Origin of the sequence: beta proteobacterium MWH-UniP1 (assembly GCA_036362785.1) — a bacterium.
GTDB lineage: Bacteria > Pseudomonadota > Gammaproteobacteria > Burkholderiales > Burkholderiaceae_A > Lacustribacter.
In genome coordinates this window covers 1,765,157-1,777,463 of the sequence record CP143625.1, presented here as the reverse complement: position 1 = coordinate 1,777,463, position 12,307 = coordinate 1,765,157, and the positions used below count along the sequence as shown (strand labels likewise).

11 protein-coding genes and 1 tRNA gene are annotated in these 12,307 nt (G+C 55.1%); 9 read left to right on the top strand and 3 right to left on the bottom strand.

What is annotated here, in order from left to right; genetic code table 11:
* Window positions 1-7 precede the first annotated feature (7 nt).
* Complete coding sequence (gene queG, locus AOB54_08750; GenBank protein ID WVN42812.1) at window positions 8-1,198, top strand: tRNA epoxyqueuosine(34) reductase QueG; 1,191 nt, start codon at window positions 8-10, stop codon at window positions 1,196-1,198.
* Here queG and AOB54_08745 read toward each other — a convergent pair.
* Complete coding sequence (locus AOB54_08745; GenBank protein ID WVN41557.1) at window positions 1,181-2,092, bottom strand: AEC family transporter; 912 nt, start codon at window positions 2,090-2,092, stop codon at window positions 1,181-1,183. The two genes, queG and AOB54_08745, sit on opposite strands and share 18 nt — an antisense overlap.
* On the opposite strand from AOB54_08745, the gene xerD reads away from it, so the two are divergent.
* Both xerD and plsY read left to right on the top strand, forming a co-directional pair.
* Window positions 2,091-3,074 carry a site-specific tyrosine recombinase XerD gene (gene xerD / locus AOB54_08740; protein WVN41556.1) on the top strand — a complete coding sequence of 328 codons (984 nt, stop codon included), beginning with the start codon at window positions 2,091-2,093 and terminating at the stop codon, window positions 3,072-3,074. The two genes, AOB54_08745 and xerD, sit on opposite strands and share 2 nt — an antisense overlap.
* Before the next feature lie 9 nt (window positions 3,075-3,083).
* A complete protein-coding gene (gene plsY / locus AOB54_08735; GenBank protein ID WVN41555.1) occupies window positions 3,084-3,707 on the top strand; it encodes a glycerol-3-phosphate 1-O-acyltransferase PlsY in 624 nt (207 codons plus the stop codon).
* On the opposite strand, the gene tsaD is transcribed toward plsY, so the two are convergent.
* Window positions 3,704-4,822, bottom strand: coding sequence for a tRNA (adenosine(37)-N6)-threonylcarbamoyltransferase complex transferase subunit TsaD (tsaD, locus tag AOB54_08730; protein WVN41554.1), 1,119 nt, complete (start codon window positions 4,820-4,822; stop codon window positions 3,704-3,706). The two genes, plsY and tsaD, sit on opposite strands and share 4 nt — an antisense overlap.
* Before the next feature lie 69 nt (window positions 4,823-4,891).
* On the opposite strand from tsaD, the gene rpsU reads away from it, so the two are divergent.
* The 6 genes from rpsU (at window position 4,892) to AOB54_08700 (ending at window position 11,528) form a co-directional block, all read left to right on the top strand.
* On the top strand, window positions 4,892-5,104 hold the full coding sequence (gene rpsU / locus AOB54_08725; protein WVN41553.1) for a 30S ribosomal protein S21: 213 nt from the start codon (window positions 4,892-4,894) through the stop codon (window positions 5,102-5,104).
* Window positions 5,105-5,188: 84 nt separating this feature from the next.
* The gene (locus AOB54_08720; protein ID WVN41552.1) at window positions 5,189-5,635 is read left to right on the top strand and encodes a GatB/YqeY domain-containing protein; all 447 of its coding nucleotides are present in this window, start codon (window positions 5,189-5,191) and stop codon (window positions 5,633-5,635) included.
* A 25-nt stretch (window positions 5,636-5,660) separates the two neighbouring features.
* Window positions 5,661-7,505 (top strand): DNA primase, encoded by a 1,845-nt coding sequence (gene dnaG, locus AOB54_08715; protein WVN41551.1) that lies wholly within the window; start codon window positions 5,661-5,663, stop codon window positions 7,503-7,505.
* Window positions 7,506-7,588: 83 nt separating this feature from the next.
* On the top strand, window positions 7,589-10,291 hold the full coding sequence (gene rpoD / locus AOB54_08710; protein ID WVN41550.1) for an RNA polymerase sigma factor RpoD: 2,703 nt from the start codon (window positions 7,589-7,591) through the stop codon (window positions 10,289-10,291).
* Between the two features lie 73 nt (window positions 10,292-10,364).
* Window positions 10,365-10,441: transfer RNA gene (locus AOB54_08705), tRNA-Ile, on the top strand.
* Between the two features lie 364 nt (window positions 10,442-10,805).
* Window positions 10,806-11,528 (top strand): LuxR C-terminal-related transcriptional regulator, encoded by a 723-nt coding sequence (locus tag AOB54_08700; GenBank protein ID WVN41549.1) that lies wholly within the window; start codon window positions 10,806-10,808, stop codon window positions 11,526-11,528.
* 9 nt (window positions 11,529-11,537) lie between these two features.
* Here AOB54_08700 and AOB54_08695 read toward each other — a convergent pair whose 3' ends face one another.
* Window positions 11,538-12,302 (bottom strand): GAF domain-containing protein, encoded by a 765-nt coding sequence (locus AOB54_08695; protein ID WVN41548.1) that lies wholly within the window; start codon window positions 12,300-12,302, stop codon window positions 11,538-11,540.
* Window positions 12,303-12,307 lie beyond the last annotated feature (5 nt).

Below are 12,307 nucleotides of genomic sequence, written 5' to 3'. Positions count from 1 at the left end.
TTTGCGCATGCCGTTTGATGCGAATCACCTCATTCTAATTGCCAAGTCTCTGGGCTTTGGTCGGGTTGGTATTGTGAACTTAGATGCAGACCAGGATCAGGCACCCCAGTTCCTGAAGGCGGCCATGGCGCAGTACCGCAGTTGGCTTGCCAAAGGTTTTGCAGGGGAGATGGGCTATCTATCTGAGCATGCGCCCATCCGTGAGCAGCCCGCCCAATTGCTGGCTACGACAGCAACGACCTTACGCGCGGTGGTGGTCACCATGGACTATTTGCCAAAAGCCTCTCAGCCGCGCTGGCGCGATCTGCACCAGGAACGGCTTGCCGACCCATCGGCCGCAGTGGTGTCGGTCTATGCCCATGGCCGCGACTATCACAAGGTGTTGCGTCAGCGACTGGTTCGGCTGGCCGATGAATTGCAATCGGCGAGTCATCAGGCGCACCAGTTCAACACGGAATCAAGTAGCGGCCCTGCAAACACCGGGGCTGCTGCCTATCAGTTTCGTGCCTGTGTGGATTCGGCCCCGGTGCTCGAAGTCGAGCTGGCCCGCCGCTGCGGTCTGGGCTGGCGCGGCAAACACACACTCTTACTCAACCGTGAGCAGGGCTCGATGTTTTTTCTGGGGGTCTTGCTCACCGATATGCCGCTTAATGAGGTCTCTTACCCGGCGGAGCAGACCGAGTCACCTGATGGCCATTGCGGTACTTGCACGGCCTGCCTGCAGGCCTGCCCCACCCAGGCCTTTGTGGGGCCCTATCAGTTGGACGCCCGCCGATGCATTTCTTATTTAACGATTGAATTGAAGTCTTCCATTCCACTGGCGCTGCGGCCATTGATTGGCAATCGTGTGTATGGGTGTGACGACTGTCAGCAGGTCTGTCCATGGAATCAGTTTGCACAGGTGGCCACGCTTTCTGATTTTGATGTCCGCAACGGATTGAATCAGGCGCAGCTGATTGAGCTCTTTGGCTGGTCGGAAGAAGAGTTCCGTGCGCGGCATCAGGGCAGTGCCATTTTGCGAATAGGCCATGTGCAGTGGCTGCGCAATCTTGCGGTGGCCATGGGCAATAGCCTGGCCAAGCCGAATTGCCCGGAGCCGCTCAGGCAGGAATTGATTCAGGCACTTTCAGCGCGCGTAAACCATCCCGCTGCGATTGTGCGCGAACACGTGCAATGGGCATTAGCCCAGGCTCGGTAAGACAGCGAACCAGACCGTGATGGTCGCCATGGAAGCAATGGTCGACACAGAAATCAGGCCAGCGGTCAGCGGGCCATTGCCACCCATGCGGACTGCAAGAATGTAAGCACTACTGGCGCATGGCATGGTGGCAAATAAAATGGCCATGTCCCGCTGTACACCCTCCAGTCCCCACCAGACACATAGCCCCCAGGTGATGGCAGGCAGCGCAATGAGCTTAATCGCGGTAATAGCGGTGGCATACCAACGTGTTGCCGTATCGCGAAAGCCCTTAAAACTTAGGCCCGCCCCCACACACATCAATCCCAGGGCAATGGAAGCAGAACTCGCCCGATCTAAAACGCCGTAAATCAAATCGGGCGGTTTAAATCCAACCAGATTGGCGAGAATTCCGGACAGTGTGGCAATTAGCAACGGATTGCGTGACAGCTCTTTGAAGAGCTTAATGGGGTGAAAGGTATTGGCCAGAAAGGACACCGCCAAGACATTGACCAGTGGCACCACCACGCCCACCAGCAGGGCGATCAAGGCCAAGCCCTCACTGCCGGCCGCGCGCGCGGCCAATGCAAAGGCGACATAGCTATTGAATCGAAAAGCGCATTGAATTCCCGATGCCCAGTCCATGCGGCTGATGCCAGGAATCCAGCGCGTTAGAACAGCGAGTGCGGTGGCCATCAATGTGGCCAGTGCAGCGATTTGCACCATGATCGCCGTCTGGCCAGCTGCAAAATTGGTTCGGGTCAGGGCAGCAAAGAGCAGAGCAGGAAAGAGCACAAAGTAGATCAGTCGCTCGCAGCCATCCCAGAAGCTTCGGCCAAGCCAGTGGGTGCGGGCCATGAGCAGCCCCGCCACAATCATGGCGAAGTCTGGGAAAAGAAGTGAAAATCCGTTCATGGCCGCTCAGAAAAGCCCTCAGTCTAACGTTGCTGGCAAATCGCCTGAATTTGATCGGCATGGCCAGGACGCACCCCCACCAATTCTTGACCCCGCAGATGCCGCTGAGATTGACCGGTTCTGTGATGGTCTGTGGCTAGAAGACGGTCTATCAAAAAACACACTGTCCGCCTATCGGCAAGACCTGCGAGACCTGGCGATCTGGCTCAGGGACCACAACCAGACAGCGCTGCCCACAGCATCTCGGGAGCAGATTAGCCGTTATTTTTCTGAGCGCTTTGCGGCCATTCGCTCCAGCACGGCCAATCGCAGGCTTTCTTCCATGCGCCGCTATTACGGCTGGCTCATGCTGCAAGGCCTGCGTGATGACGATCCCTGCCTGTTATTGAAAAGCGCCAAGCGGCCTGCCCGTTTTCCAAAGGCACCGATTGAGTCGCAAGTGGAAGACTTGCTCAACGCCCCTGACACAGGTTCTGCGCTGGGTTTGCGTGATCGGGCCATGCTGGAAATGATGTATGCCGCAGGCCTGCGTGTCTCGGAGCTGATTGTGCTGAAAAGCATTGATGTCTCGCACTCCGACGGCATTGTTCGTGTGATCGGCAAGGGCGACAAAGAACGCATTGTGCCGATTGGTGAAGAGGCCATGGTCTGGCTTACGCGATACATGCGCGAGTCCAGGCCCCTGTTGTTATCGGGAAGAAGTGCTGACGATTTATTTGTCACGGATCGCGGCCATGCCATGAGTCGCCAGCGTTTTTGGAAAATCATTAAAGACTACGCGATCAAAGCGGGCATCCAGATGTCGGTATCCCCGCACACGCTGCGGCATGCCTTTGCAACACATCTGTTGAACCATGGGGCCGATCTGCGTGCTGTGCAGATGTTGTTGGGCCATGCAGATATTTCAACAACCCAGGTCTACACCCATGTGGCCAATGATCGCCTGAAGGCGATTCATGCGAAACACCACCCGCGGGCATAGAATCCCGGTATGTCATTTGAGTTCATTATTTTTCTAATTGGCCTGCTGTCTTATCTGGTGGGCTCAATTTCTTTTGCCATTGTGGTGAGCCGCCTGCGTGGCATCGATGATCCGCGTACCTATGGCTCACACAATCCAGGTGCCACCAATGTGCTTCGCAGTGGCGACAAAGTCGCCGCCGCGTTAACGCTACTGGGGGATGCGGCCAAGGGCCTGGTCATGGTCTTAACGGCCAAAGCATTTGCCGAATTGCTGTTGCCTGCGGATTGGCACTTGGCGGCCACGGCAGTGGCGGGCTTTAGTGTGTTTCTTGGCCATTTGTTTCCTGTTTATTTTCGTTTCCAGGGCGGCAAAGGTGTGGCCACGGCCTTTGGTGTATTGCTTGCCTTTGACCCTGTGCTGGGCGCAATGGTGGGGGTGCTTTGGCTGTTTATGGCCAAGGTAAGTGGCATTTCGTCGCTGGCGGCCTTAACTGCAGCAACGGCAGCACCTCTAATTACCTTGTGGCGTCATGGGCTAGACGTCACGTTTTGGTCGGTGCTGGGCATTGCCGTCTTGTTGGTGATTCGCCACAAGAAAAATATTGCTCAGCTGCTGTCGGGCCAGGAAAAGTCTTTTAAGAAAAAATCCTAGGCGGCCTTATTTTCTTGGGCCAGTGGCCAGCGGGGCAGTACCTGAAATGTGCCGGCTGCCTGCGTGGTGGCGGCCCCGGCCAGAATTCTCAGCCCTGCTGCCCAGGCGATCATCACGCCGTTATCGGTGCACAGACTGGGCGCCGGAAAACAGACCCGTACCCCATCGGTTTTCTCTAGCCCAGTTAATTGCTGGCGGAGTTCTGCGTTGGCCCCCACGCCCCCCGCGATCACCAGCTGCCGGATGCCGGTATCCAGAATCGCCTTGCGGCACTTGGCCATCAGCACATCGACAATGGCTGATTGAACGGCGGCGGCCATGTCGGCCCGGGACTGATCGTTTAATTCCCCGGCCTTTTGCAGTTTCTGGACTTGGGTCAGCACAGCCGTTTTTAAGCCCGCAAAACTGAAGTCCAGGGTGGGCCGTTTGAGCAGGGGCCGAGGCAGATCAAACCTTTTGGGGTCACCCTTCATGGCCCACTTGCCAATCTCTGGCCCGCCCGGGTAACCAAAGCCAAGCAACTGCGCGCTTTTGTCAAAGGCTTCGCCGGCCGCGTCATCTATGGTTTCGCCAAGAAGTGTGTACTTGCCTATACCGTCGACCTGCATGATCTGGGTGTGGCCGCCACTGACCAACAGGGCCAGAAATGGGAAGTCCAGGCCGCTGGCCCGGTCATCCAAAAGCGGAGAAAGCAGGTGGCCCTCCAGGTGGTGAATCCCCATGGTCGGCCTGCCTGTGGCGGCGGCGATCCCCTGGGCCGTGCTGGCCCCCACCAACAGGGCGCCAGCCAGACCGGGACCTTGTGTGTAAGCAATTGCATCGATTTCAGTCCAGCCCACACCGGCATCCGCCATGACCCGCTCGGTCAGGGGCGATAGTCGAACAATGTGGTCGCGTGACGCTAACTCGGGCACCACACCGCCATAGGCGGCATGAAGCGCCACCTGGCTGTGCAGGGCCTGGGCCAGGATCTCGCCCCGCCTGCCGCTCCGGTGGGCCCGAACCAAGGCCACGCCCGTCTCGTCGCAGGACGTCTCAATACCCAGAATCAAGACCTGGGCCGGCTCGGCCGGGCCCTGACCACTGGTTGTTGCCGGAATTTGGGGGTCCTTCACTTGCCAGAAATCCTTATCTCCACGATACTTACGGGTTCCCTACCAACATATTATTGCCAGGACACCTACATGCCTGTTGTTCGACTCAAAGAAAACGAGCCCTTCGAGGCCGCCCTTCGCCGTTTCAAGCGCACCATTGAAAAGATTGGTCTGCTGACTGAGCTGCGCGCACGCGAGTTCTATGAAAAGCCCACTGCTGAGCGCAAGCGTAAAAAAGCGGCCGCTGTGAAGCGCCACTATAAGCGTGTTCGCAGCATGATGCTGCCCAAGCGCAAGTACTAATCTTTACCTAGCGTTCTCGCTCAACTTACTGTTCATCCTTCAGGCGCCATGACTGGGTTCTCCCGGGGCGCCAAGCAGCAAGCGATGTCCATCAAAGAACAACTCCAAGAAGACATCAAGTCCGCCATGCGGGCCAAAGAGTCGGGTCGTCTGTCGACCCTGCGTCTGGTCACAGCGGCAATCAAGCAAAAAGAAGTCGACGAGCGCGTTGAATTAAACGATGCCGCCGTGTTGGCCGTGCTTGAGAAAATGATCAAGCAGCGCAAAGACTCGATCGCCCAGTTTCAGGCGGGTGGCCGTCAAGATCTGGTGGATATCGAGCAGGCTGAACTCGCGATTCTTACCGCCTACATGCCGGCCCAGTTGTCAGAAGCCGAAGTGACCGCTGCCATTCAGGCTGCCATCGCCCAGGTTGGTGCTGCTGGCCCGCAGGATATGGGCAAAGTCATGGCGGTGATTAAGCCTCAGTTGGCTGGCAAGGCCGATATGGGCCTAGTCTCGCAGATTCTGAAGTCCAGGCTCGCAAAATAAAAACCAGTGGCCCTACACTAAGGCCATGATTCCCCAGCAATTTATTGACGATCTACTACGACGTGTTGATGTCGTAGAAGTGGTCGGTCAATACGTTCAACTCAAGCGCACCGGCGCGAATTATTCCGGCCTGTGCCCCTTTCATACCGAAAAGTCTCCATCGTTTTCGGTAAGCCCATCTAAGCAGTTCTATCACTGCTTTGGCTGTGGCGCCCACGGCACCGCCCTTGGTTTTTTAATCGAACATCTTGGCCTGCCATTTCCGCAGGCCGTTGAGGATCTGGCCCGCCGTGTGGGATTGGAAGTGCCCAAGCAGGCGCCCGATGTTGATCCCGTTGCGAAGAAAAAAGAAACCGACTTTCGGGCGAGATTGCGTGATGCATTACTGGAGGCGGCAAAGTTTTATGCGCGCCGATTAAAGGATTCGCCGCAGGCCATTGAGTATTTAAAGCGCCGCGGTTTGTCAGGTGAGATCGCCGCGAAATATCACCTGGGCTACGCACCCGAGGGCTGGCAGCCACTGCAATCGGTCTTTGGTGATTACCAAAGCAAAGACTTGGTGGATGCGGGCTTGGTGATCGAGGGCGACGGCGGAAAACGTTACGACCGTTTCCGTGACCGCATCATGTTTCCCATTCTGAGTGGCCGTGGCGAGGTGTTGGGCTTTGGCGCAAGAACATTGGGCAACGACGAGCCAAAGTACCTGAACTCACCGGAGACCCCGGTCTTTTCCAAGGGCTACGAACTCTATGGCGTTTTTGAGGCGCGGCCCCATATTCGCGATGCCAAGCAGGTCTGGGTGGTCGAAGGCTATATGGATGTGGTGGCCCTGGCGCAACACGGCCTTGGCCATGCCGTGGCCACGCTGGGTACTGCAACAACACCACAGCATCTGCAACAGCTGTTGCGCTTAAGCGATCACGTGGTCTTCATGTTCGATGGTGATGCGGCGGGCCGTCGTGCCGCGGCGCGCGCATTAGAAACGGCCATGCCGTTTGCATCGGAAAAAAATCGCATCGACTTTGCGTTTTTACCGCAAGAACACGACCCCGATAGCTTTGTGCGTGAGTATGGCGCTGATGCGTTAAAAGAGTGGGTGGCAAAGGCCAAGCCTTTATCGGCATGGCTGATTGAAGTGGCCAGTCAAGGCCAACAACTTGAGTTTGCCGAGGGCCGTGCTGCCGCTGCATCCGAGGCCCAACGATTGATCAAACTGATGGCCGCCAATGCCTTGCGGGATCAAATTCTGCGCGGGGTGAATCGGCAGTTTGATGTTGCTGAACCAGCCAGTGCCGTGCCGGTGCAGACTCAGGCCCCCGCCAAATCGTTCGATCAGTCCGGCCGATTTAAAAAACCCTGGAATAAAAACACGCCTCCGCCGATTCGTCTGCCCCGGCCTGTGATCCGCCCCCTGGCCGAACGGGTGCTGCAGATTCTGGTCCGTCAGCCCGGCTGGTCAGTGGATATCGACCCAGAATTAACTGGGTTTTTAGACGAATCCCAGGCAGATCTGTTGGGCTGGATTCAGGAAAAAACGTCTGCCAATCCTGGGACGAACTTTGCCGTGCTGCACGAGGCCGCCCTGGCCGAGGGCAGGGAGCGGGGCTCGGATACGGTGCGATATTTCTTAAAACTCTCCAAGCCCGATCCAGCCTTAGACGACCTGATGGAGACCCAGCCCGCCCAGCTGCGGGAGGAGTTGCTGTTGGCCATCTCACGGCTCAAGATCCGCATGCTCGAGGAAGAGGCCGCCCGACTGGCCGTAGCGGCTGCCACCACCCCTGGGGCTTTGCAGGAATTACAGCAGTTACGGGCCCAGATTAAGGCCCTGCGTCACCCCTCGGAATCTGGGGCGGCACCAGCAGGGTAAAAATCTGCTAACGCTTTGATTTAATAGGGTTAAATCTGGTAAAATTAAGGGTTCCGTTCTTGCCACCGAAGGATCCCTGCCCCGTGAGCAAAGCTAAAAAAGCACCCGCAAAAAAAGCACCCGCAAAACCCGTGGCCAAGGCATCGGCAAAGTCGGCCGTAAAGCCTGCTAAGCCCGCCGTAAAACCTGCGGCCAAGAAAGCTGCAGTCAAAGCGGCTGCGCCAAAGAAAAAGCCCGCAGCAAAACCTGCCGCAAAAGCTGCCAAGCCCGCGGCCAAGCCTGCTTCAAAAACTTCGGCAAAGCCTGTAGCAAAGCCTGCCGCAAAAGCCGCAGACAAAGCGAAAAAGCCTGCTGCAAAACCAGCCGCTAAGGTAGCCCCTGCGAAAAAGCCAGCAGCCAAACCTGCTGCAAAAACATCGGCAAAGACTCCGGCTAAAACACCTGCGGCGAAACCCGCTGCCAAAGCCAGCGCTAAGCCAGCAGCAAAACCAACAGCAAAACCCGCGGCCAAACCAGCAGCGAAACCTGCCGTAAAGCCTGCGGCCAAACCGGCAGCCAAGACTGCTGATGTAAAAAAAGCGGAAGCAAAAAAACCCGATACCAAAAAGCCAGAAGAAAAAGTAGCGCTCAAAAAAGAAGCCGCCAAGAAAACCGAAAAAGCGGAAGACAAAAAAGTTGCCGCAAAAAAAACAGCGGAACCCAAACCCGCGCCGGAACCCAAGGTTGTCAAACCCAAGGGCAAGCCTGGTCGCCCACCGAAAAAATCGCCAGAGCAGCTCGAGGCAGAAGCCAGCGGTCTTGATGACACGGTGATCGACGATGTCGATGCTGCCGATGTCATGGAGCCGCCACCTCCACCGAAAAAAGGCTCTGCCCGTCGGGCCCGTGATCGTGTTTTAAAAGAGTTCTTACCAGCCGGTGGTGCTGTCACGCCTGAAGAGCTAGAAGCCCGCAAGGCCAAGCTCAAGACTCTGTTTAAACTCGGTAAAGAGCGTGGCTATCTGACTTATTCGGAAATCAACGACCATCTGCCCGAGAGCGTTGTGGATGCTGAGCAGATCGAAACAATCGTTGCCACCTTTAGCGACATGGGCATCTCTGTCTATGAGCAAGCGCCAGACACGGAAACCTTGCTGCTCACCAGCAATGCGCCTGCTTCTGACGATGATGACGCAGAAGAGCAGGCTGAGGCAGCGCTACAGACCGTCGATTCCGAGTTTGGCCGCACCACAGACCCAGTGCGTATGTACATGCGCGAGATGGGCACCGTCGAGTTGCTCACGCGCGAAGGCGAGATTGTGATCGCCAAAAAGATCGAAGAGGGTCTGCGTGACATCGTGATGGCAATTTCTGCCTGCCCGGTGACCATTGCGGAAGTTCTGGATTCGGCCAACAAGATCCGCGAAGGCACAATGCCAATCAACGAAGTGGTTGACGGCATTGTGGATCCAAACGCACCCGAAGAAGATTTGCTGTCTTCCACCGAAGCAGAGTTTGCGGCCATTGAAGCCACCGAAGAGCCAGACGACGATGGTGCCGCTGCTGCCGCAGCCAACACCGCACGCCTGGAAGAGCGCAAGACTGCCGCCCTTGAAAAGTTTGAGGTGATTCAAAAGGCGTATGACAAACTTTTGAAAACGGTTGAAAGCGAGGGCGGCTATAAGTCAGCCGCTTACGACAAGGCTCAGCAGACCATTAGCAACGAGTTCATGAGCATTCGCTTCACTGCGAAAATGGTGGAGCGGCTTGCTGACACGCTGCGCGCTCAGACCGAAGAGGTCCGCAAGATCGAGCGCAAGATTCGTTCTATCGCCGTGGATAAAGTGGGTCTTACCCAGGAATGGTTCATCAAAGAATTTCCGGGCAATGAGACCAATCTTGATCTCTTTGTAAAGAAAGTTACTTCCGCAGGCGCTTCGGCACAGCTGTTGCAGCGGAACCTGCCGGCTTTACAGGAAGAGCAGCAAAAGCTTATTGATCTGCAAAAGAAAGTTATTTTGCCGTTAAACGATCTGCGTGAGATTCACAAGCAGATGGTGGCGGGTGAGCGCAAAGCACGCGCTGCTAAAAAAGAGATGACCGAAGCCAACCTGCGGCTGGTGATTTCGATTGCCAAGAAATACACCAACCGCGGTCTGCAGTTTCTCGATCTGATTCAGGAAGGCAATATCGGCCTGATGAAGGCCGTGGATAAGTTTGAATATCGCCGTGGCTACAAGTTTTCAACCTATGCCACCTGGTGGATTCGCCAGGCGATTACCCGCTCGATTGCTGACCAGGCCCGCACCATCCGTATTCCGGTGCACATGATCGAGACCATCAACAAGATGAATCGCATCTCGCGCCAGATCTTGCAAGAGACTGGCAAAGAGCCCGATCCTGCAACCTTGGCGGTTAAGATGGAAATGCCCGAAGACAAGATTCGAAAGATTCTGAAGATTGCCAAAGAGCCTATTTCCATGGAAACGCCGATTGGCGACGATGATGACTCCCATCTTGGCGATTTCATCGAAGATACCAATACGGTAGCCCCCATGGAAGCAGCACTGCAAGATTCCATGCGCGACGTGGTGAAAGAGGTGTTGGATTCGCTCACGCCACGTGAAGCCAAAGTCCTGCGTATGCGTTTTGGTGTTGAAATGGCCACCGACCACACCCTGGAAGAAGTGGGTAAGCAGTTTGATGTCACGCGTGAGCGAATACGTCAGATCGAGGCGAAAGCCCTGCGTAAGTTGCGGCACCCCAGCCGCAGCGACAAGCTGAAGAGTTTCTTAGATACGCTGTAAACAAAAGGCCTGGGGAACCAGGCCTTTTCACATGACTCGGATCGCAAAGGCCGGGGCAAAAAGAAGTCTCGGGGGGGCGTTAGCTCAGTTGGTTAGAGCAGAGGACTCATAATCCTTTGGTCGCTGGTTCGAGTCCAGCACGCCCTACCAATTACATCCAGTGGCTATTGCATAGCCAGAGACTCAGGTGGCAGACAGTCGCCTGAGCCTTCGCACCCAAATTCCAATAAAGATCAGAAAGTAAACGGCACTAATGACAAAGGCCGCCATGAAAAACACCCCCTGTGTAATCAGGTAAGTGATACCACCCAGCACCAATCCGAAAAACGCTAGTTCGACTACGCGCTCACGGACAAACAACCACCTAGAACTCGGATTTAGATTCATTTGTTTAGCGAGAAACGCAGCCGACTTGCCGTGCCGTTCACATGCGTGCGACTGTCTCTTTTGCCTATAGTGTTACGATAGTAATCATCTTAGGCAGAGTTACTGCCTGTTACAGCTAGCATTTGGTATGGCAAAACCTATCCTTTGGGATAGGTGCAAACACCGCGGGTCCATCTCGTCCACTTCGACTGCAGAGATTTCTTTTGATTTTGTGAAAACCGTAGAGATTTTTCTTGTCGAGCCAGATGAAGAGAATCGGGCCTATTTGCAGGGCGTATTTGCGCAGACCGGTTTTTTCGTCAAGCCATTTAATACGTCTGAGCAAATGCTTATCCACCTGATGCGCTATCCCACTCACCTGGGGTGCTGCCGCTGCGTTGTACTGAATGAGCACCAGCTGGGCATCAGTGGGTTAGACGCGCAAGTTCAGGTTCGCAAGCTTGAGCCCAATTTACAGGTCATTTTTTATAGTTACCAGGCAAGTGTTGAGTCCGTCATTCACGCCTGGAAAAATGGCGCTGCCAGCTTCTTTCCCCATCCGTTTGACGCAAACGAGCTTGTGGCGGCCGTGCGATCGTGTCTGAGTCAAGGGCGGGCATCTCCCACAGCAGACAACCAGGCCGAAATAGAAGTACTAAGGGCTTCTTACGCCACCCTCACGTCAAGGGAGCGGGAGGTTTTATTGCTGATATCGAAAGGCCGGAAAAATCAAGAAATTGGTAGCGATCTGGGCCTGTCTATCCCCACGGTAAAAATGCACCGGGCGAATCTGATGCGAAAGTTAGAGCTCGACAATATTGCTCAGTTGATCAACTTTTATCACCGATGCTCAAAATTTTTAAGTGGCTAAAGCTTACGCTTAGTCCTTGGAGTTGGTTTGAGAGCGCGCTAATTTTCTGGATAAGGCGCTTACCTTACTAATCGTTTGTAGCAGCTGTGATTGCAGGTCCTCATCATTGGCACTTTGTGCAACAAGTTTTTGCCAAGCCGGTGACTCAAGAAGATGAATCAAGTCGTCAACCGTATCGGATAAATCGTCCGAGGTCTTTTTGATCACTTTTGAATTGTTGGCTTTGGCCTCCACGGCCAGCAAAATTGCCTGAGTCAGTTCTTCTCGGTTGGACTGGAGCGATTCCAGGGCATCTTTGGCCCGCTGGGTCTCAAACATGAGAGCCAAATAGTTTTCCACAATATTTTTGAATAGCTCAACAATGCCCTGAATCCGCGGGGAGTAGGCATTCTTTTTCGAGTCCAGGATGCAGATCGTGCCGTAGATGTTTCCATCTGGCCATGTCAGCGGGAAACCCAGGTAAGAGATCATTCCCAGGCGGATATCTGGATTGTCGCGCCACTCGGGATCCACGGTGGCGTCGGGTACCAAGAGTGGCGCGTTGTGTGCCATTACATGCTCACAATATAGGCCACAATTTAAATGCTCTTTATCGCCGACTTGATAGGGCGTTGCGGGAGTGTTCGCAGAGGAGAGCACTTCAATCTCATCGGCGCTCACGCGCATGATGAGTGCTGATGGCACGTTGCAGGTCTCAGCCAAAAAGCCCAAGAGCCTGTTGAGCCAACTGATAGCGGCTTCGTCTGGGGATGGGTAAGAAGTGGTTTTAGTCATAAGCA

Excerpts from the sequence above, each read along its gene's own strand:
- queG (WVN42812.1), top strand. The coding sequence starts at position 8 with ATGCCGTTTGATGCGAATCACCTCATTCTAATTGCCAAGTCTCTGGGC.
- xerD (WVN41556.1), top strand. The coding sequence starts at position 2,091 with ATGGCCGCTCAGAAAAGCCCTCAGTCTAACGTTGCTGGCAAATCGCCT.
- AOB54_08745 (WVN41557.1), bottom strand. The coding sequence starts at position 2,092 with ATGAACGGATTTTCACTTCTTTTCCCAGACTTCGCCATGATTGTGGCG.
- plsY (WVN41555.1), top strand. The coding sequence starts at position 3,084 with ATGTCATTTGAGTTCATTATTTTTCTAATTGGCCTGCTGTCTTATCTG.
- rpsU (WVN41553.1), top strand. The coding sequence starts at position 4,892 with ATGCCTGTTGTTCGACTCAAAGAAAACGAGCCCTTCGAGGCCGCCCTT.
- AOB54_08720 (WVN41552.1), top strand. The coding sequence starts at position 5,189 with ATGTCCATCAAAGAACAACTCCAAGAAGACATCAAGTCCGCCATGCGG.
- dnaG (WVN41551.1), top strand. The coding sequence starts at position 5,661 with ATGATTCCCCAGCAATTTATTGACGATCTACTACGACGTGTTGATGTC.
- AOB54_08700 (WVN41549.1), top strand. The coding sequence starts at position 10,806 with ATGGCAAAACCTATCCTTTGGGATAGGTGCAAACACCGCGGGTCCATC.
- AOB54_08695 (WVN41548.1), bottom strand. The coding sequence starts at position 12,302 with ATGACTAAAACCACTTCTTACCCATCCCCAGACGAAGCCGCTATCAGT.